The sequence below is a fragment of the Microbacterium sp. PAMC21962 genome (genome assembly GCF_019443465.1).
Lineage (GTDB): Bacteria > Actinomycetota > Actinomycetes > Actinomycetales > Microbacteriaceae > Microbacterium > Microbacterium hominis.
On the sequence record NZ_CP080381.1, the window covers coordinates 2,441,375 to 2,460,636 of the forward strand.

General features: G+C 68.0%; 18 protein-coding genes. 2 read left to right on the plus strand and 16 right to left on the minus strand.

The window, feature by feature from the left end; translation table 11 throughout:
* Positions 1 to 7: 7 nt before the first annotated feature.
* Positions 8 to 766, minus strand: a complete 759-nt coding sequence (locus KY498_RS11695) for a TnsA-like heteromeric transposase endonuclease subunit (protein WP_198553656.1) — start codon at positions 764 to 766, stop codon at positions 8 to 10.
* A 264-nt stretch (positions 767 to 1,030) separates the two neighbouring features.
* Here KY498_RS11695 and KY498_RS11700 point away from each other — a divergent pair, with 264 nt between their 5' ends.
* A complete protein-coding gene (locus KY498_RS11700; protein ID WP_113681778.1) occupies positions 1,031 to 1,351 on the plus strand; it encodes a hypothetical protein in 321 nt (106 codons plus the stop codon).
* Between the two features lie 59 nt (positions 1,352 to 1,410).
* On the opposite strand, the gene KY498_RS11705 is transcribed toward KY498_RS11700, so the two are convergent.
* The 5 genes from KY498_RS11705 to KY498_RS11725 form a co-directional block, all read right to left on the minus strand.
* Positions 1,411 to 2,139 carry a TatD family hydrolase gene (locus KY498_RS11705; RefSeq protein ID WP_219879377.1) on the minus strand — a complete coding sequence of 243 codons (729 nt, stop codon included), beginning with the start codon at positions 2,137 to 2,139 and terminating at the stop codon, positions 1,411 to 1,413.
* Positions 2,140 to 2,177: 38 nt separating this feature from the next.
* Positions 2,178 to 3,467, minus strand: a complete 1,290-nt coding sequence (locus KY498_RS11710) for a 7-cyano-7-deazaguanine synthase (RefSeq protein ID WP_101305223.1) — start codon at positions 3,465 to 3,467, stop codon at positions 2,178 to 2,180.
* Complete coding sequence (locus KY498_RS11715) at positions 3,464 to 3,913, minus strand: hypothetical protein (RefSeq protein WP_219879378.1); 450 nt, start codon at positions 3,911 to 3,913, stop codon at positions 3,464 to 3,466. Before KY498_RS11715 ends, KY498_RS11710 begins: the two co-directional genes overlap by 4 nt.
* A 317-nt stretch (positions 3,914 to 4,230) precedes the next feature.
* Positions 4,231 to 5,988, minus strand: a complete 1,758-nt coding sequence (locus KY498_RS11720; protein WP_219879379.1) for a P-loop NTPase fold protein — start codon at positions 5,986 to 5,988, stop codon at positions 4,231 to 4,233.
* Positions 5,989 to 6,458: 470 nt separating this feature from the next.
* Positions 6,459 to 6,791 (minus strand): helix-turn-helix transcriptional regulator, encoded by a 333-nt coding sequence (locus KY498_RS11725; RefSeq protein ID WP_045246029.1) that lies wholly within the window; start codon positions 6,789 to 6,791, stop codon positions 6,459 to 6,461.
* Between the two features lie 78 nt (positions 6,792 to 6,869).
* On the opposite strand from KY498_RS11725, the gene KY498_RS11730 reads away from it, so the two are divergent.
* Positions 6,870 to 8,906 carry a heavy metal translocating P-type ATPase gene (locus KY498_RS11730; RefSeq protein WP_048809453.1) on the plus strand — a complete coding sequence of 679 codons (2,037 nt, stop codon included), beginning with the start codon at positions 6,870 to 6,872 and terminating at the stop codon, positions 8,904 to 8,906.
* A gap of 39 nt (positions 8,907 to 8,945) precedes the next feature.
* On the opposite strand, the gene KY498_RS11735 is transcribed toward KY498_RS11730, so the two are convergent.
* The 10 genes from KY498_RS11735 to KY498_RS11780 all read right to left on the minus strand — a co-directional run bounded on the left by KY498_RS11735 (position 8,946) and on the right by KY498_RS11780 (position 19,261).
* The gene (locus KY498_RS11735; RefSeq protein WP_045246023.1) at positions 8,946 to 9,341 is read right to left on the minus strand and encodes a DUF4307 domain-containing protein; all 396 of its coding nucleotides are present in this window, start codon (positions 9,339 to 9,341) and stop codon (positions 8,946 to 8,948) included.
* Positions 9,342 to 9,351: 10 nt separating this feature from the next.
* On the minus strand, positions 9,352 to 11,331 hold the full coding sequence (locus tag KY498_RS11740) for a cytochrome c oxidase assembly protein (RefSeq protein ID WP_219879380.1): 1,980 nt from the start codon (positions 11,329 to 11,331) through the stop codon (positions 9,352 to 9,354).
* 129 nt (positions 11,332 to 11,460) lie between these two features.
* The gene (gene ccsB / locus KY498_RS11745) at positions 11,461 to 12,477 is read right to left on the minus strand and encodes a c-type cytochrome biogenesis protein CcsB (RefSeq protein ID WP_045246027.1); all 1,017 of its coding nucleotides are present in this window, start codon (positions 12,475 to 12,477) and stop codon (positions 11,461 to 11,463) included.
* Between the two features lie 313 nt (positions 12,478 to 12,790).
* On the minus strand, positions 12,791 to 14,410 hold the full coding sequence (gene lnt, locus KY498_RS11750) for an apolipoprotein N-acyltransferase (RefSeq protein WP_191009293.1): 1,620 nt from the start codon (positions 14,408 to 14,410) through the stop codon (positions 12,791 to 12,793).
* Between the two features lie 3 nt (positions 14,411 to 14,413).
* Entirely contained in the window at positions 14,414 to 15,355 is a 942-nt protein-coding gene (locus KY498_RS11755; RefSeq protein ID WP_191009292.1) for a cytochrome c oxidase assembly protein, read from the minus strand.
* Positions 15,352 to 17,040: a cytochrome c biogenesis protein ResB gene (locus KY498_RS11760; RefSeq protein WP_191009291.1), complete on the minus strand. Its 1,689-nt coding sequence runs from the start codon at positions 17,038 to 17,040 to the stop codon at positions 15,352 to 15,354. Before KY498_RS11760 ends, KY498_RS11755 begins: the two co-directional genes overlap by 4 nt.
* A complete protein-coding gene (locus tag KY498_RS11765; protein ID WP_191009290.1) occupies positions 17,021 to 17,788 on the minus strand; it encodes a cytochrome c biogenesis CcdA family protein in 768 nt (255 codons plus the stop codon). Before KY498_RS11765 ends, KY498_RS11760 begins: the two co-directional genes overlap by 20 nt.
* Positions 17,785 to 18,384: a TlpA disulfide reductase family protein gene (locus KY498_RS11770; RefSeq protein WP_191009289.1), complete on the minus strand. Its 600-nt coding sequence runs from the start codon at positions 18,382 to 18,384 to the stop codon at positions 17,785 to 17,787. Before KY498_RS11770 ends, KY498_RS11765 begins: the two co-directional genes overlap by 4 nt.
* Positions 18,381 to 18,716 (minus strand): DUF6804 family protein, encoded by a 336-nt coding sequence (locus KY498_RS11775; protein WP_060958837.1) that lies wholly within the window; start codon positions 18,714 to 18,716, stop codon positions 18,381 to 18,383. The genes KY498_RS11770 and KY498_RS11775 overlap by 4 nt, the downstream gene beginning before the upstream one ends.
* Positions 18,713 to 19,261, minus strand: coding sequence for a signal peptidase II (locus KY498_RS11780; protein WP_191009288.1), 549 nt, complete (start codon positions 19,259 to 19,261; stop codon positions 18,713 to 18,715). The genes KY498_RS11775 and KY498_RS11780 overlap by 4 nt, the downstream gene beginning before the upstream one ends.
* Between the last annotated feature and the right edge of the window lies 1 nt (position 19,262).

The following is a 19,262-nucleotide window of genomic DNA, read 5'->3' on the forward strand; positions in this document are numbered from 1 at the left end:
TGGTATCTCAGGCCCGCGTCACGATGCTCGTGGCGCTCAGAAGTCGAGTCAGGTCGGTGCTCAGCCGGCGAGCCCACAGCAGGTGCAGGACAAGCGCGCGTGCTGCGAGAAGCCCGCCGGCGACGGCCGGAATCGCGCGCACCGCCTCGCCGAACGCCATGGGCGATCTCAGCTCGCCGAGCGCGCCGGTGACGTCGCCGTCGGCGAACTGGAAGGGTCGGCGGTAGCCGGCAAGGAACTCGACGTTGCGTAGCAACACCTCATCCGGCTCGGATTGGACGCGGTACTCCCACCCGTGGGGTTCGATCACGCGCCGCGACCAGCTCAGCGAGTCACGCACCTTCGGGATGGTGAGCTTCGCGGCGGGCTTCACATCCACCACGCAGACGGTTTGGTCCGCGTGGACGATCAGATAGTCGGGAATGTGGCGACGGCGTGTGCCCTTGTCCTCCCCCTCGAGGAGGAACGGCTGAGACAGGATCCAGTCGACGCGAGGGTCGAAGTCGGCCAACAGCAGGTTCGCGTACTCGAGCCGCGACTCGTATCCGACATGCGATTGCATGGTTGCCGACCAGTAGCTGCCCGAGAAATGCCGCTGCCCCCGGTACCAGCGGAAATCACGCCACGGGACGGCGGCGTCGAAGACGCTCAATCGAGCTGACTGCAGCGGAACAACGTCCACCTCGCCACCCGCTTTGCGAACCATCAGCCCGACATCCGCCGGGAACGCTCCGCCCCGCGTCCCGAGTTGCTCGCGCTCCGTCATGAAGCCAGCGTGAGGGTCGAATCGGTCCGGGAGAATGCACGCTGCCGCCATAGATTCGCGAAATACGATTCAGGATCTCGCTCTTGCTATCACGGGTTAATTCGGTATATGCGAGTCACGAATACTAGTGAATGTGACATTCACTGTAATGGACGTCACATAGATAACAAGTCACCGTCAGGGATACAAATATAGGGACCACAAAATCAACGCCCACAGGCCGGCCTGAAGCCCACGTCGGCCGCGTGTGCGACACTCAAGGACATGACCATGTTGGAGCCCATCGCGCCGGAGGAATCCCGGCTCGTCTTCGGCAACAGCTACATGTACAGCGTCATGGTCGAGATCGCCGGGCTACGCGGCGAGAAGTTCTCATCGAAGACGATCACCGACGCCACGCGGCTCTCCCCTGGCATCGTGCACCCACTGATCCAGAAGCTCCGCCGAGCGAACTTCATCGAGTTCGTCGAGCGCGTGCCCGGAGAGCGGACCATCCTGTACCGGGTCCGCGGGAATCCCTGGTGGAATGCGGCGAGCCAGTACGTGGAGGAGCAGAGCACGGCCGAGGAGCGTTCCGCGTCCTGACGGCGACGGTCACCTACGGGCTAGGCCCGCCCGACCGTCTGCGCGCGGAACCACGCGTCTCACCTCGCGGACTGGATCATTTGTCGAAGCGCGGCGGGGAGCAGGGAATCGACTCCTGTGTCGTCGACCAGCGCGGCGAAGTTCGACCAGACGACAGTACGGACAACCGCGGGCGCGAGGCCGAGCGCCCGCGCTATCCCGGCCTCGACCGGTTCCACCCGGCCTGGTCGGCGTGGGCTTTGGGAGAAACGATCACCGCTGGGATGATCGGTCTCGACAAGTAGACGTTCTCGCGGGATAGCTCGGAGCACGTCGGGCGAGCGGGTCATCGAATAGTTGACCGAGAAGTAGCAGCCCAACGCGACAGCCTCCCGAGTCTCTTCAGGCGTGCCCAACCACCAGTGCAGAACGGCCCCCGCACGCAGGTGAGATGCACGCAACACCTCAAGTACAGCGCTGGTCGCCCGGTAGCTATGAATTGAAGCGATCCGAGGGGAGGTCTCGACCGCCTTAACGATGCGTTCGAACGTCGCCCGCTGGGTGTCGCGTGGAACGCGGGACGCGCCATCGAGTCCCACCTCCGCAACATATGAGGTCGACTGGAGCATGGTCGCAAAGCGATCCGGATCGAATCCACGATCGGCGCCGACGAGACCCGGGTGACACCCCACCCCCCATACGCTGGCGCGATCCGAACGCGACTCCACTTGCGCGTATTCGTCGAGTGACCGGGTAGCGATCAGGACAACCGCGCCCAGCTTTTCAAGCTCGAACGGCGCGATGTCCAACGCGACGTGCGCGTGCGTGTCCAGGGGAGGTAGGCGTCTCATCCCAGATAGTTTTCCAACTCGGCCAAGCCCCGTGCGTATAGGGTCCGCGCGTCGGCGACGGTGAGGGCTGGGGGCAGTGGGGTTGTCATGAGGAAGCTCTCGTCCACGCCCGCATCGACGAAGTCTCGGACCGCGTTTTCGATCGACCGCTGCTCCGCATACTTCGCGAAGCGTCCTCCGCGGTCGGCGAGGTACGGGGTGGCATCGGAAAGATCTGCCGCGGCAAACGCGGCGCGACGAAGGACACAGCCGAAGCACTTTCCGCAGTGCGAACCACTGGCGACCTGACCCAAGTACTGCTGGTCGCTGTGCGAGCAGGAGTTCGTTGCGCTGAGGAATGCCGCGGCACGATCCGCGCCGACCAGCTCGACGACGCGTCGGTACTCATCGCCCTTCGTCAAGGCTTGGAAGGGATTCTCAATTTCGCCGTACCCGCCCAGATCTGTCAACAGTGAGCCCACGCGCCAGAGGAACCAAGGCTGCGTCGTGCGGGTCGACAATGCTCCCACCCGCTCTGGGCCAAGTGGGGGGTTGATGGAGGCGAAGCCGTTCTCGGCGATCCACAGGCCGCGGCCACTCTGGCTTGCCACTGCCAGCCCGAGCGCGAGGAACAGCAACGATCGCGAGCGGCTCGACGGTTCCCGTCGAAATCGTGTGCCGTTGAGGCGATGTGTTCTGCGTTGCAAATGCACCTGGTAATGGTGGATGGTCGTCCCGCTGAACAGCGCCTCCAGGGCGGCGGCGACACGCTGCTGCGGGGCGCTCGCTCCCGCACCCGAGCTTGAGTGGGAGACAAGCCGCTGCCCTTCCCCGGACCGGAGCGATGCCGCGGACACCAGCGCGCCGGATGCGGAGTCCGCGCCGCCGCTGACCAGAACCGTCCGAGCGGCCGTGTCGGGCACCAGCACACCACTCGTCTCGGAGGCGGCGAGTCGGGCGAACTGCAGAGTCCACCGGTCGCCGGTGAGGAACGCGAGCGTGCGTTCCAACTCCGCCGCGACGGCCTGCCACTTCTCCGCGTGGATCACCGGCACGGTCAAGACTAGGTCGCGCTGATTCCAGTTCGATCCACCCCGTTCACGTCTCACCGAATGGTCTGCGACATAGACGGTGAGGGCCACACGAACGAAGTCGGCATTGATCGAAGGAACTGTCCCGAGCTGGCGCAGGTCCGGTCGTAACCCCGTATTGAAGGAATCGCCCGGCGTGCCATCCCACAAAAACACCTCGTCCGCCCCGCTCTTGGCAGCATCCTCCCGGGACAGACACAGAGCGATGCTCGTCATAACTCATCCCCATAGATAGCAAGAAGATCCGTCACGCCTGTTTGGACCGCCGCGCTAATGGACGGGCCATCCAGAGTCACCGCGGCGACATCGAATCGCATCGCCCATGCCTTCGCGGCGAGTCGGATCTCATCCTCTGCGGAACGCCGAAGCGCAGCCCTCGGTTCTTGTCGAATCCGGTCGCCGACCTCCGTCAGGATGGAACGAGCGATCATCAACTCGACCGTGTGGCGCACGATCTGCGCCGGATCCCGCGGAGTCTCCAGCGTCCACGTCACGAGGTCTGCGACGATCAGTCGCGCCTCGCCATCGGCGATTGTACTGTCAGGTTCCGACTCGAACGCGGCCTCGACGATGCGCCGGCGCACCTCGAGCGGATCATCAAGGGCGCGAAGCTCATCGAGGTCGAGCCCGGCCGCCTCCAACGGTGCGCGCTCACCCCGCAAGTACGCGGTCGACAGAGTCGCAGCGCTGCCGGCTGGGCCGGCTACGCGTGCGGCCGAGCGCTGCGCGCCGCCGCTAGAACGGCCGCCACCGGAGCTCCCGGATCCTCCAGCGCGACCCGATCGGCCACCACCCGACGGGCCGGACCACAACCGCAACGCCCCGCCCACACGCTTCGGATCCAGGCGCCCGTCGATCGTCGGGCCGCCAGCTGCGGGAGCCGATGGCGCGGATGCGCTGTCAAGCCAGTCGCTCAGCGCATCCCTCAGTCCGGCAGCCGCTGCACCGCCGCCTCCCTTGTACACACCACTAGTTCCCATCAGGACGCCACCACCGGCCCGAGCAGCGATGTCAGCGCCTTCGAGGTGTCGGTATCGTCGGCACCCACCACGCGCCACCCCTCAAGGACATCGACGTACTGAGCTTCGATGGAACGGAACAGCATCACCGTCGAGGCATTCACATCGGTCGCGCGCAGCCGAGCCAGGGCGACGAGCGCCTCCTGCTGTACCGCCGGATGCAGTCGCGCCAGTGTGATGATCGCGTTCACCGCCGCGAACTGCACGCCCGGCTCGTCCTGGAGGCGTCGGCCGAGATGATCGAGCAGCACCGACACATCTCCCAGAGGCAAGGCCTGTAGCTCGTCCTGAGATACCGCCTCACGTTCGATCTGCGACCTTGACGCCAATGCCGCAGCGATATCCCGCAACTGTTCCGGAAGCCCCTCGTCGACGAGCAGCCGACCATGGAACGCCGCCGCAAGCGTCAAGTACCCGCCAGCCGCAGCCGCGTCGAGGGCAGGCGGAAGCTTGGCCCACCGGATCATGGTTGCCGAGAACGACTCTTCGTCGACACCTTCCCCATCATCTGCGTCCCCGCGATCGGCGGCGGCGCCGGACTCTGCGACCTCGGACAAACGCTCCAGCCGGGGACGCAGCACCCCCGCGCTCAGCCAACCGAGCAGAGTGTCGAAGTCGGTCGGCAACGTGCGCTCCAGCACCATGAGTTTCGCGACCGCATCCGGCGACAATGCAATCCCTCGCCGATCCGCGATCGACTGCCGGACGTTCAAGTCATTCATGAACCGCTTGATTCGACGCGGGTTCGCCTGCAACTTCTCATACAGAATCGGGGTCAACCTCGCCGCGCTCTGCATCGCAGACCGCAACGAACCATCCGCCGGCAGCTCCAGGTCATCGAGGCTCCCGGCAGCGACGCGCAGCTCACCACACGCCCGCACCAGCTCTGCGAACGCATCATCACTGCCGCACTCCTGCTTCGCCAGAAGTAGGAACAAGTATGCCCGCGTGTCGAACGCGCTCAATGCCGGAACTGGCACCGTCGTCTGCACGATCTTGTGGAGATACAAGCTCGCAACACTCTCTCGCCCGTCCCCGACAAGCGGTGTTCCAAGATGCATCCGAATCGCCTCCGCGACCCGCGCCCCATCCGCAGCCACGACGAAGCACATCCCCGGGACCGACAGGAACAAGCGGATCGTCTCGAGAGTCTCGACCACAGTCGGCGGTAGACATCGATCGAGGTCGTCGACCAACACGACGACTCGCGACACATGCGCCAACGCCGGGTCGGCCAGCAGCTTCTGGAACTCCTCCTTGAAAGACGCCATGCCCTTGGGCGAATCGAGTGACTCAGGGTCGTCGCTGACCAAGTCGAAGACGTCGTCCAACGACGGAAGCTGCAAGGTCAAAGCCGTTCGGGCCGCCATCTTCACAGCCTTGGACCAGTTGACACGCTTCACCAGCGCCTTCAGTGCAGTCAGACCCGCCGATCCCACAGGGTCGGACGCGTCAAACTCAGCACTCAACGCACCGAGGATCTCGGCTATCAAACTCTCTTTGGCGCCCACTGCCGGGTCGTACTGCCAAGGGTTCGACCGAACCACGACAACCACTTGACCATCCACGTTCTCCGTGGCGATCCGATTTTCAATCAGATGCAGCACCGTCGTCTTGCCGCTACCCCAAGCGCCCTCAAGACCGAGAGCAACTGGATCCAGCTCACCGTCGAATAGCGCATCGACCACGGTGTCCGCGATCGCATCGAACGACAGCAAGTCTGTCGCCGATGGCTCATCCGACCACAACCGAAAATCTGACCCCACAACAACCCCCAGTGCTTCGCAACTCAACCCAGGCCAGCGTTCCGACCCTACGGACTGGAACCGACTCCCTCCCCAGAACCACACGCCTCAGCCACAAGCGCGTGTCCACGGCACTTGGCAGAGATGCCAAGTGCCTGCCAACTACCCGTGGAATATGTCATTTCGGCGTGGAACCTACAACTACTGTAGGTTCCCGCTCGAGATGGCGAGGAATGCCGCGATTCCACGGTAGTTGGCTGGGGTTTCGGGTTCAGGATTCCGCGAGTAGTGGCGGATTCTTACAAGAGCTCATGGCCGTCGCGGCGATCGGCTACACACCATGCAGCGTGTCCGAACCGGCAGCGACGCGCTCTCCCCGGCCGCAGCAGCGCCCCCCGACGTGAACGGGAATACTCTCGTCAATCGGGGAGCTCCGGCAGGCGTCATCCTCCGCCGGGCAGATGCTCGAGGTGCCCGATGGCCTCCTCGAGCAGTTCGGAGACGTGGTCGTCGAAGAGCGAGTAGTGGATGTGCCGGCCGTCGCGCGTGCCAAGGACCAGGCTCAGATGCCGCAGCAGCCGCAAATGGTTCGATGTGGTCGTCTGTCCGATGTGCAGCTGTTCGCTGAGGTCGGTCACGGTGCTCGGCTGAACACTCAGCGCGCTCAGAATGCGCAGCCGCACAGGTGACGCCAGTGCCTGCATGATCTCGGCGAGACGCTCAGCATCCGCTACGGACAGGGTGCCTGCTTCCCGACGCGTCTCAGTACCGGCCATGCTCACCATTGTGCCCTCCGACCACGATAATCATTCACAACTACAATATATCATGATCTTGTGATGTATCCTGGTCGCATGACTGCTTCTTCCCCGACGACTACCGCGCCCGCTGCGGAGACGCACGACCATTCCCACGGTTCGGCCCGGTGGGAGCTGTGGTTCGCGATCGCCGCGGGCGTGACCTACGCCGGCGGGATGATCGCCGAGTTCGCGTTGGGGCTGCCGATGGTCGGGTGGCCGTTGGTGTTCTTCCTCGCCACCTACTTCTTCGGTGGGTTCTTCACGTTCCGCACCGCGATCGCCTCGACGATGCGAGGGAAGTTCGAGGTCGACTTCCTCATGCTGGTGGCCGCGATCGGCGCCGCCCTCATCGGCCGGTGGGCGGAAGGGGCGGTGCTGCTGTTCCTGTTCAGCCTCGGCCACGCGCTCGAGGAATACGCCCTCAGCCGTGCCAGCAAGTCCATCGAGTCCCTGGCCGAGCTCGCTCCCCGCAGCGCCCTGGTGCGCCGCGGCGGGGACGAGCCGGTGGAGGTGCCGGTGGAGGAGATCGTCGTCGGGGACATCGTCGTCATCCGCCCGAACTCCCGCATTCCCTCAGACGGGTTCGTGATCTCCGGGGTGTCCGCGGTGGATCAGTCCGCGGTCACCGGGGAGTCGATTCCGGTGGAGAAGGAGCCGGTGGCCGACCCGGAGCGGGCGATGCGCACCGTCGACACCCTGCCCGCCGCCAACCGTGTGTTCGCCGGCACCGTGAACGGGTCCGGCGTGCTCGAGGTCGAGGTCACCGCGACCTCCGCGGACTCGACGCTCAGCAAGGTCGTCGAGCTCGTCCGCTCCGCCGACCAGGCCGCCTCCCCCACACAGCAGTTCATCGACCGGTTCCAGCGTTGGTACGTGCCCGCCGTGATCCTCGGGGTCGCCGTCACCCTCCTGATCTCCTGGCTCGCGTTCGCGCAACCGTTCCCCGACGCGTTCTACCTCGCCATGACCGTGCTCGTCGCCGCCAGCCCCTGCGCGCTCGCGATCGCAACCCCGGCCGCGGTGCTGGCAGGGGTCGCCCGTGCTGCGCGTGCCGGGGTGCTCGTCAAGGGCGGCGCCCCGCTCGAGACGCTCGGGCGGGTCAAGGCGATGGCGTTCGACAAGACCGGCACCCTGACCTGGGGTGCCCCCCGGGTGACGTCCGTCACCCCCGCCGCCGACGTGCCCGAGTCCGAGCTGATCCGCACTCTGGTCGCTGTCGAAGCGCTCAGCGATCACCCGCTGGCCGAGGCGATCGTCCGCGACCTCGAGCCCCGCGTCCCCCAGGCCGAGCGCCTCACCGCGACAGACCTGAACGCGGTCGTCGGGCGTGGCGTCACGGCGACGATCGACGGCGAGCGGGTCGACGTCGGCAACCTGCGCATGTTCGACGAGCAGCAACTCGCGCTGACCGGCACGCTCGCCGACGCGTACACGCAGGCGCGGGACTCCGGGCAGACGCTGATGATCATCCGCCGTGGCGACCGGTTCCTCGGCATCGTCGGCGTGATGGATGCGTCCCGCGCGGAGTCCGCCCAGGTGCTCAGCGCGCTCCGGGGCGCGAACGTGGGGCAGCTCGTGATGATCTCCGGCGACAACCAGCGCGTCGCCGACGCGGTCGGCCGGGAAGTCGGCGTCGACACCGCGATCGGCGAACTGCTCCCCGAGGACAAAGTCGCTCAGATCACCCGCCTCGCCGAAACCCACCGACCGATCGCGATGGTCGGCGACGGCGTCAACGACGCCCCCGCGATGGCCCGCGCCGACGTCGGCATCGCGATGGGCGCCGCCGGCTCCACCGTCGCGTTGGAAACCTGCGACATCGCGCTGATGAGCGACGACCTCGGCCGCGTCCCGTTCGCCGTGCGGCTCAGCCGCGCCACCAGCCGCATCATCCGGCAGAACCTCATCGCCAGCCTCGCGATCGTCGCGTTCCTCATCCTCGCCACCTTCCTCGGCCTGAACATCGGCGCGGTCGTACTCATCCACGAAGGCTCCACCCTGATCGTCGTCGGCAACGCACTCCGCCTGCTCAACTTCGAGCGCGGCAAAGAGCACCACGGCATCGACCACGAAGACAGGCCCACCGCTTGAGAGACTCAGCCGGCGCAGGCGACGGCCTCCCTTGCGCGGCTATGTGGCCCAGCAGGATTGCACGGTGCCGGTCGTTGCCTGCGCGACGGTCGGGATGGTCTCCACGAGTGCTCGTGTGATCTCCTCGGACGCGGGGTACTCGATGACCCGCCAACCGACGATGCCGAAGTCCTCATCCAATGCCTGCACCGCGCATGCGAACGACGTCCCAGCGGGTGGCGTGGCTTGGAAGGATACGGTCACGGTGCGCGCATCGACCAGCTCGTATCCGGTCTCGTCGAATCCGACGTCGTCGAGCGAGTTCGAGACAGTCAGCCACGAAAGCCCGGCGACAGACAGGATTGCCGCCGTCGCGACGGTGACCCAGAACACGCGGCGGCGGATGGGCCGCGGTCCCCGACCGTAGCGGTCGGCGAGCTCCTCTTTCGTCGTCACGTAGTGCGCCCTATCTGCGGCTGCGAGCATCGCGGTCGGCGAGCTCGGTGAGGCGTGCGTTGTAGGCCTCGAGCTCGGCTTCGCCGGTGCGGTCGGCGTGCCGGTCTCGCCGCTTGGTCTCGCGGTCGTCGCTGCGACTCCACTGAATCGCGACCGTGATCGCGAGGATCAGGGTGGGGATCTCACCGATCGACCACGCGATACCGCCGCCGGTGTACTGATCCTCGAGCGGTGTGACACCCCAGGTGCGACCCATCGACCCGAACCAGTCGGCGACCATCAGCCCCGACTGCATCATGATGGCGATGCCGAAGAACGCGTGCATCGCCATCACACCGATGAGCAGCAGCAGCCTGCCGGCGTAGGGAAGCCGCCACGGCACCGGGTCGATGCCGATCAGGGAGAGCGCGAACAGGTAGCCGGTGATGAGGAAGTGCGCGATCATCCACTGGTGGCCGAGGTGGTCGTACAGCGACCAGCGGAACAGGTCGGTGTAATAGAACACCCACAGTGAGCCGATGAACAGGGCGGCCGCGACGAACGGGTTCGTCAGGATGCGGGCGACGGGCGAATGCACCGCCCACAGGATCCACTCCCGCCCGCCGCGGGTGCCGTCGTCGCGTTTGCGGATCGCCCGGGCGGCGAGGGTCACCGGGGCGCCGGCGACCAGCAGCACCGGGATCGCCATCGTGAGCAGCATGTGCCCCACCATGTGCATGCTGAACAGGTAGTCCTGGTAGACGTTGACGACGCCGCCGGTGACCCAGACCAGCAGCACCATGCCGGCGACCCACATGATCGTGCGATACACAGGCCACGCGTCGCCGCGCCGGCGCAGCCGCCACACCCCGGCGAGATAGAAGAAGATCGCGAACCCGGCGAGCACCGCCCACAACATGTCCACGTTCCACGCGGTGACCCACCGTTCGATCGTGAGCTCCGGGGGCAGCGGGGCACCGGTGAGGCGTTCTGCCGGCGAGGGGATCTCGGGAAGCGGGGCCGGGTTCGGTGGCGGAGTGCGGGCCAGCGCTGCGGCGGCGCCGCTGGCCACACCCATCAGTGCCAGCTCGAACGCGATGAGCATCCAGAAAGGGCGGGATGCCGCGTCGGAGCTGCGCATCCTGCCGATCAAGCGGGTGCGGTACCACGCCCCGAAGAGGCCGAGGCCGACGAGCGCGACGACCTTGATGCCCAAGATCGCGCCATAGGGCGAGAGCAGATCGGACCACTCCTGCAGGCCGATGGCGGCGCGCACCGTGCCGGACACGGCGACGAGCACGAACGCGGCCAGAGCGATGCTCGAGTAGCGGGCGACGAGATCGGGGATGCGGCGACGGTCGAGGGCTGGACGGACGGCGATGAGCAGCAGGAGCCCGCCGAGCCACACCGCGGCGCCGATGATGTGCAGGATGAGCGCCATCATCGCCTCGTGGTGGAAGGCGTCATCGCCGGAGTGCCCCTGCGTGCCCATCGGCACGAGCGAGGCCACCGCCACCAGGGCGACCAGAAGCGTCCCGACCCAGGACCGCACGGCGAATGTCAGGACGGTGAGGGCGGCGCCGGCGACCGTCGTGATCAGCCATGTCCTGCCGACCTCGAGCTCGACGAGGAACCGGCCGAGCTGGGCACCGAACTGGGGGCCTGCGTCGATGGCCGGGTTGAACACGCTGAGAAGCGTGAGGAACCCGGTCGCGCCCGCGGCCACGCTGAACAGGGCTGCAGAGATCGACGCGGTATCGAGGGCGACGTCGAACTCGCGCTCACCGGCCCGCAGCGTGAACAAGGCGGTCACGAGCACACCGACCATGCCCGCGGCGGCGAGATTCACGACCAGTTTCGTGACCGGAAGCCCCCAGCGCACAACAGGGCCGGCGTCGCCGAGTGGGATCTGCGCAGCACCCCCACCGAACCACAACGCCCCGACCAAGGCGATGAGTGCGACCCCGCCGAGGATCGCAGGCCCTGCGACCCGCAAGACGCGAGGAGTCATTCCTGTCGCGGTCGGAGTGACCGCTGTCCGCGTTCAGTGGCATCCGCACCCGTGGTGGCGGGAATCGAGAGTATCGGGGTCATGTGCGTGCTTTCGGCTCGGGCAAGAGGGCGGGGCAGGGGTGCGGGGTCATGTGAGCCCGGAGTAGGAGTGGAGGCCCTGGAAGAACATGTTCACGATCGTGAAGTTGAACAGCACCGCGACGAACCCGATGATGGACAGCCAGGCGGAGCGGGTGCCGCGCCAGCCGCGGGTCGCGCGGGCGTGGATGTAGCCGGCGTAGAGCACCCAGATCACGAACGTCCACACCTCCTTGACATCGAAGCCCCAGTAGCGACCCCAGGAGTCGTTGGCCCAGATCGCGCCGGCGATCAGGGTGAACGTCCAGAACACGAACCCCACGATCGCGAACCGGTACGCGAGGGACTCGAGCACGTCGGCGGCGGGCAGAGTGCGCAGAAACCCAAGACCGTCGGCGCGGGCAGTGTCCGAGGATGCTCGGGTGCGGCGCTCCCGGCGGGCCTGCAGGAGCTGGGTGATGGAGATGCCGCAGGCGATCGCGAACAGGGCGGTGGCCAGGGACGCGACGAAGACGTGGATGACCAGCCACACGCTCTTGAGCGGATCCATCAGCGGAACGACCTCGACGTAGAACGAGACCGTCGCGCCACCCAGCAGCAGCACCACCATGCCGATCAGGAACGCACCGAGGAAGCGGAGGTCGTAGCGGCGCAGCACCAGCAGGTAGACGGCCACGATCAAGACCGTGCCGGTCAGCGCGAACTCGTACATGTTCGCCCACGGCACCCGCTCCGCGGCGATGCCGCGCAGGATGGTGCCGGCCAGGTGGAACAGGAACGCGAGGACCGTCAGCGACGTCCCGATCCGCGCCCACAGCAGCCGTTGACGCTGCGCGGGCGGCGTGCGAACACTGTCCACCGACCCACTCTGGGCGTTGTCCGTCTGCTGGCCCGCCCGTGCGGTAGCGCCGGCCAGGACCGGCTCCCGCTGCGGGACGCTGGCGGGGACGGAGCGCCCGGCCAGGTCGATGGTGTACGCGATGAACGCGAGCAGGTAGGTGGCGATCGCCGTCCACACCAGCAGCAGTGAGATGCCGTCGAGGGAGAGCGCGTCGGTTCCGGTCATGGCAGGGTCGTCCTCTTCGTCGTTGCGGTCAGGGGGTGCCCGCGAGCGGGGTGGCGCGGTAGATCCGTGCACATCGGTCAGCCCGCGTTCGCTTCCAGCCAGGCCAGCGAGTCCACGGCCGCGCTCAATGTTCCCGCCGTCAGCAGAGTGCGCCGGCTCACCCCGGCCCGGAATGCGCGGCTCTCCGCGGGCGTGGGCGCGCACCCACACTCCTCCGCCGTCAGGTCACCAGGAAGGGTGAGATCGCTGCCCGTCGCCAGCGTTCGCAGCGACCAGGCCAGTCGACCTCCGGCAGGCCTCATCCGTGGCGTGTTCATGGGTGCCTCCCCGGATCAGTCGAACGATCTGCGGCGGCCGCACGCGTGCGGGCACGGTGGGAGAACCCCGCCGCGGTGAGAGCGCCGGCGGCAGCGAGGACGATGAGAGCGGTGAGCCAGGGACCGAGGATCACCGCCGGGGTGAGTCCGGTGCGCAGCGGGACGGTGGTGATCGACGCGTCAACGGTGTCGACGCCGATGCTGTCGACGGTGGTGCCGTCCGGGGCGATGACCTGGCTGGTGCCCACCGTGGAGACGTTGACGACCGCGCGGCCGGTTTCGATAGCGCGCATCCGGGCGAACGCGAGCTGCTGCAGGTTCTCGTCGGTGCCGCGGAAGTCGGCGTTGTTGGTCTGGAACACGAACACCTCTGCGCCGGCGCGGGCGCCGTCCCAGAGCACGACGTCGTAGATCACGTCGAAGCAGATCGCCAACCCCACCACGACGTCGCCGACCTGCACGAGCGGCGGGTTGCTGCCGGGGGTGTATTCGCGTTGGATCAAGCCCACCAGGTCGGGGACGATCAGCTCGTAGAACCACCGGTCCGGCACGTACTCCCCGAACGGGACCGGGTTGACCTTGTCGTGCCACTGCCGGCCCGTGGGATCCGCGGTCCACAGCAGGGACGTGTTGAAGACATCGTCGCCGCGGGTGGTGGCGGCGTTCATCAGCAACGGCGCCCCGGCCGAGCGCACGACCCGGTCCAACGCCTCGGCGGCCGCGGGATCACTAAGCGGGTCGGCGTCGACGCCGCCCTCCGGCCAGGCCAGCAGATCCATCGGCTGCCCGTACAGCGGCACCGTGGCGGCGGTCTGCGCGGCCAGGACGTCGCCGGGCGCCTTGTCGTCGAAGTACCCGGTGGGGCCGTTACCCTGCACCCATCCGACCCGGAACTCCCCGGCCGGCGCGGTGGGGAACTGCGGCGCTATCACCAGGAGAGCAGCGACGCTCACGGCAGGATGCAACCCGAGCATGAACCGGATGCCGCCGGCGCGGACCCACTGCACCCCAGAGGCGCACAGAATGACGATCAGCAGCGACAGGCCGGTCACGCTCGTCCACGACACGACCTCCGCGAGCGGCCCACCCACCTGGGTCATCCCGAGGCGCGCCCACGGGAACCCGGAGTACGGCCACGCACCCATCACCACCTCACGGGCCGTCCACAGAACCGCGATCAGCGGAGGTACCACGAGCAGCTGCACGAGGCCGCGGGCCGGATAGCGGGCGGTCCACCGGTAGGCAAGCGCGATCGGCACCGCTCCCGCGCCAAACAGGACCGCTTCCAGCCCGGCGAGGGCAAGCCACGGCACCGGGCCGAGGAACTCCCCCACCCACACCAGATGGGTCGTGTAGAACACGGCGCCGAACACAGTGCCGACCAGCAACGCCCCGCCGATGCTGCGGCCGATCAGGGCCACCAAGGCGACCGTGACACTCACGAACGTCAACGGCCACCACCCCACCGGTGCGGAGGCGAGATCCAGCAGCAGGCCGGCGGCCGCGGATGCCAGCACCGCCGCCCACACCGGCAACGACCACGCCGCCACGGTGCGGCGCGGCGTCTCCTGCTCCGGCGCGGCGGCCGGGGCGGGTGTCGGCAAAGGCGTGCGCATCGGTCAGGTGTCTTTCTGGTGGAGTCGGGTGAGGTAGTCGTTGTACGCGTCGAGCTCAGGGTCGCCGTGTGCGTCGGCGCGACGGTCGGCGGCGACCGCTTGGGCGGTGTCGTCGCGGAACCAGCGGTGCATGACGTAGATGAGCATCAGCAAGGTGGGGGCCTCGCCGTAGGACCAGGCCAGCCCGCCGGCGAGGCGCTGGTCTTCGATCGGGTCGATGCCCAGCGCGCTCGTCGGGCCGGCGAACCCGTCGATGAGGGTGGTGGTGGCCATCATCAGGAAGACGCCGAAGAAGGCGTGCAGGGCGGCCTCGGCGAACACGTCCAGGGCGCGGCCGCCGTGGCTCATCCGCACCGGCAGCGGGTCCGACGACAGGATCGGGATGGTGAACAGCATCCCGGCGACCAGGAACCCGACCTCGAGGAGGGTATGGCCGGTGACGGTGGACAGGATCGGATCGGCGAAGTTCGCCAGGTACAGACCGTAAAACGCGGCCAGGTATAGCGGCACCGCCAGCCACGGGCTGAGCAGCCACCGTGCGGTGCGACTGCGTAGCCCGGCGTGCGCGGCGCGGAGCACCAGGAGACCTGGGCCGTGGTGCGGGGTGGCGCGCAGCAGCAGGGTGCCGGGAGAGCCGAGGACCAGCAGCGGCGGGATCGCCATTATCAGGGTGAGCTGCTGGAACATGAACACCGAGAACAGGGCGTACCCGTAGTTCTCCACCGCCAGGCCGGTGACCGCGGCGAGGGCGACGCAGCCGAGCAGGAAGCTGACCGTCCGCCACACCGGCCAGCTGCGGCCGCGGACCCACATCCGGATCGCACCGGCCAGGTAGGCGACCGCGAGGAGTCCCGCGAGGAGCGGGAGCACCGGAGCCGGAAGCGGGGCCGGGGTGAGGAACCCGCCGAGGGTCGGCGGGGCGTCCGGGATCCACACGGTCGTCACGGTGTGTCCTTCGCAGGCTGGTCTACGCCGAGGGCGTGCGCGTGGCGGGTCGCGAACTCGTCGACGGCGCGCGCCAAAGCGGGGTCTTCGCCTCGGGCGAGGCCTGCGTACTCGACGTGCACACCATCCGGGGTGGTGCGGGCTTTCACCCAGAGCCGGCGGCGGGGCACGAACAGGCCGGCGAACAGGCCGAGGGTGGCGAGCACGGAGAACGCGAGCACCCAGCCGCTGCTGGGGTCGCGTTGGATCTGCAGCGACGCGAACCGCTTCACCGGTTCCTCCGCCGTGTCTTCCTCCCACGTGATGGTGCCCCACCCGTTCGGCAGGTCGACGGTGGCGCCGGGGGTGAGCTCGAGGGAGTCGGCGGCGGTGTCGCCGCCGGTGTGCTGGGTGAGACCGTCGACCTCGAGCGTGTAAACCGACCTGGGGGTGCCGTCGTCGATGCCGAGATCCCCGCTGAACACGTTGAGGGTCAGCACCGGGTTGACCACGTCCGGGTAGACGGAGGTGAACGCGCCGGAGGGCAGCACCCCCTGGGTGGGGTAGAAGAACCCGACCAGCCCGACCTGTTCGGGCAGCCCGTCCGGGATCTTGATGATCCCCAGCGAGGTCATGTTGGAGTCCTGCGGCAGGAACGGCTGCGACTCGCTGTACACCACCTCGCCGGCGGCGTCGCGGATCGTGAGGGTGGGGGCGTAGCCGTTGCCGAGGAGGTAGATGCGGTCGCCGTCGACGGTGATCGGGTAGTTCACGATCACGCTCTGCGCCCGGTCGTCTTGCCCGGGCTGGCGGATCGTGACATCGGCGGAGAAGTCGCCGGCCTGGCCTGCGCCGGGTGTGCCGGGCAGCCGGTAGGAAACCTGGAAGTCGTCGAGGGTGAGCGAGTAGGGGGCAAGGCGGGTGCCGTCGACGAACCGGCCGGGGTTGAACGAGGAGTAGTCGCTGAGCGCGTTCACGAATGTGGTGCCCTCCACCACCACCCGCTGCCCGGTGTACGCGAACGACCCGCCGATCGCCACCGAGACCAGCACGCCGACGAGGGCAACGTGGAAGATCAGGTTGCCGGTCTCGCGCAGGTAGCCGCGTTCGGCCGACACCGACGCGGCTCCGCGGGCGTCGTATCGCTCCACCCGGTACCCGGCACGCCGCAGCTGCTCCGCCGCGACATCCACCGCGTGCCCGGCCGCGTCGGTCCGCCCCTCCCCCGCCGGCAACGTGAGCTCCCGGTACTCCGAGAGGCGCGACAGCCGCGCCGGGGTGCGCGGCGGGCGGGAACGCAGCGCCTTGTAGTGGTGCTTGGCGCGCGGGATCACGCAGCCGATCAGAGAGGTGAACAGCAGCAGATAGATCGCGGAGAACCACGGCGACAGATACACGTCGAACAGGCCCACCGCCTCCGCCAGCGGGAACACGTCGGGGTTGTCCCGCTCCCACTGGATGACGCCGTTGGGGTCGGCGCTGCGCTGCGGGAACAGAGACCCCGGCACCGCGGCGATCGCGAGAAACAGCAGCAGCACCAGCGCGGTGCGCATGCTGGTCAGCTGCCGCCACGCCCACCGCAACCACCCCGTGACGCCCAGCGCCGGCTGGGTGATCTCGATCGCGGATTCGCTGTCGGCGTGGTCGCCGGGGCGCAGCGGGTCGGCGGTGACGTCGGTGCCGATGTCAGAGCGGGAGGGGGACATTGATCACCACCTGTTGCAGCTGCGACATCAGCGCCGTCCACAGCCCGGTCACCATCAGCAGGCCGAGGGCGATGAGCATGGCCCCGCCGATGATGTTCAGGGCGCGGATGTGGCGGCGCAGGAACGTCACCGAGCGGGACGCCCACCCCCATCCGGCCGCGAGGATCAGGAACGGGATGCCCAGACCCAGCGAGTACGCGAGCCCGAGCAGGCCCGCGCGGGCGGGGTCGCCGAGGTTCCACGACATCGAGATGATCGCTGCGAGCGTCGGGCCGATGCAGGGGGTCCAGCCGACGCCGAGCGCGAACCCGAGCAGCGGCGCCCCGATCAGGCCGGCCCTGCCCTGGGCGCGGGGGCGGAGAGTGCGCTGGGCGATGCCGAAGAACCCGAGGAACACCAGGCCCAGGGCAATGATGACGACCCCGAAGACGCGAGTGAGCACATTGGCGTATTGCAGCAGCAGGTACCCGAAGGTGCCGCCGAGGATCGTGACGGCGACGAACACCACGGTGAACCCGGCGATGAACAGTGTCACGCCCAGCAGCAGCCGAGCGCGCTGCGCCGTCACCGTGCGCCCCCCGTCCACCGTGGGGGCCGCGGTCGTCGTGGTGGTGCTGCCGAGGTAGCCGAGGTAGCCGGGCACCAGCGGCAGCACGCACGGGGACACGAACGAGACCAGCCCGGCGAGGATCGCGACCGGGATCGCGACCCACAGAGCGCCGTCGACGATCACCTGGCCCGGGTTCACGAGCTGTCCTCGGCGAGGGTATCGGCGACCAGGGTGGACAGGATCGACGCGCTGGCCAGCTGTCCGATGATCCGCGCCGCGACCCGTCCATCCCGGTCGATGACCAGTGTGGTGGGGGTGGCCTGGATCGGGGTGACCTGCGCGAACGCGAGCTTGACCCGTCCGTCGTTCACGTCGATCACGCTGGGGTAGGTGACGTTGTTGTCTCTCGCGAACGACAGTGCGGTGGCGGGCTGGTCGTAGGTGTTCACCCCGAGGAAAGCGACGCCCTGATCCTGGTACTCCTGCCAGACCTCCTCGAGCAGGGGGGCTTCGACGATGCACGGCCCGCACGCGGCGTACCAGAAGTTCACCACCAGCACTCCGCCGCGGTAGTCGTCACTGGACACCGTCTCGCCGGTCTCGGTGACGCCCTCGAACGCCACCGGCTCCCCGCGGTCGGGATCCGGGATCTCGACGATCTGGAAGTCGCCGGCGATGTATCCCTTCTGGTTCCCGTCCCGGTACTGCTGCGCAAGCGAATCGCTGGACGTGCACCCGGCCAGCAGCAGCGCCGCGACCAGCGTCATGGCGGCAAGGACGGGGCGGCGGATCATGCGCGCTTGACTTTGATCAGGGCGCCGGCGACCAGGAACACGACCGCCGCGACCGGCTGTGCGGCCGTCCACACCGGGCCGGAGAACGGGAACGGGAACACCGGGTTCCAGATCACCACGATCACCGCAAACACCGGCAGCCACCACCACTGCCGCGCCTGGATCGCGAACCACCCCACGATGACCGCGAAGATCGCGGCGACAAACAGCACCACGGTGAACCAGTCCCCGCCCATCAGCACCGGCGCGAGGAACAACACCGCCGCCGCGAGCAGCCCCGGCGCGAACGCGTTGCGCTGGTACACGGACGGAGTGCGCTGCTTCGCCATCATGACCCGCTCCCTACGGAGCCCGTCGCAGGCGGCGCACCGGCCGGCGCACCGTCCGCTGCGCTCGCGCGGGCGCGGCGGTGACGGGCCCACAGGCTCAGGCCGAGGACGATGACGCCGGCGCCGAGGGCGACGTCGGCGAGGTTGCCGATGAACAGGTTCCCGTAGGCGAGGAAGTCGGTGACGTGCCCGACCCCGAACCCAGGGGGGGAGAACAGCCGGTCGATCAGGTTCCCGATCGCGCCCCCGAGGATCAGGCCGATCCCCATCGCCCACCATCCGGTCCGCGCCCGCGCGGCGGCGACGACCAGCAGCACCACGGCACCGACCCCGAGGAGAGTGAGCAGCCCGGTGACCCCGGCTCCGAGGGAGAGGATCGCGCCGGGGTTGAACGCGAGCTGCAGCCCAAGCAGATCCCCCAGCAGCGGGATCCGCTCCTCCTGACTCAACCCTCCCAGTGCGGCCGCCTTCGTCGCCTGGTCGACCAGGACCACCACAGCGGCGGCCAGGCACGCGACCGCGAACCGCCGGGTCTGCTCACGAACCATC

Excerpts from the sequence above, each read along its gene's own strand:
- KY498_RS11695 (WP_198553656.1), bottom strand. The coding sequence starts at position 766 with ATGACGGAGCGCGAGCAACTCGGGACGCGGGGCGGAGCGTTCCCGGCG.
- KY498_RS11700 (WP_113681778.1), top strand. The coding sequence starts at position 1,031 with ATGACCATGTTGGAGCCCATCGCGCCGGAGGAATCCCGGCTCGTCTTC.
- KY498_RS11710 (WP_101305223.1), bottom strand. The coding sequence starts at position 3,467 with ATGACGAGCATCGCTCTGTGTCTGTCCCGGGAGGATGCTGCCAAGAGC.
- KY498_RS11725 (WP_045246029.1), bottom strand. The coding sequence starts at position 6,791 with ATGGCCGGTACTGAGACGCGTCGGGAAGCAGGCACCCTGTCCGTAGCG.
- KY498_RS11730 (WP_048809453.1), top strand. The coding sequence starts at position 6,870 with ATGACTGCTTCTTCCCCGACGACTACCGCGCCCGCTGCGGAGACGCAC.
- KY498_RS11740 (WP_219879380.1), bottom strand. The coding sequence starts at position 11,331 with ATGACTCCTCGCGTCTTGCGGGTCGCAGGGCCTGCGATCCTCGGCGGG.
- ccsB (WP_045246027.1), bottom strand. The coding sequence starts at position 12,477 with ATGACCGGAACCGACGCGCTCTCCCTCGACGGCATCTCACTGCTGCTG.
- lnt (WP_191009293.1), bottom strand. The coding sequence starts at position 14,410 with ATGCGCACGCCTTTGCCGACACCCGCCCCGGCCGCCGCGCCGGAGCAG.
- KY498_RS11760 (WP_191009291.1), bottom strand. The coding sequence starts at position 17,040 with ATGTCCCCCTCCCGCTCTGACATCGGCACCGACGTCACCGCCGACCCG.
- KY498_RS11770 (WP_191009289.1), bottom strand. The coding sequence starts at position 18,384 with ATGATCCGCCGCCCCGTCCTTGCCGCCATGACGCTGGTCGCGGCGCTG.
- KY498_RS11775 (WP_060958837.1), bottom strand. The coding sequence starts at position 18,716 with ATGATGGCGAAGCAGCGCACTCCGTCCGTGTACCAGCGCAACGCGTTC.
- KY498_RS11780 (WP_191009288.1), bottom strand. The coding sequence starts at position 19,261 with ATGGTTCGTGAGCAGACCCGGCGGTTCGCGGTCGCGTGCCTGGCCGCC.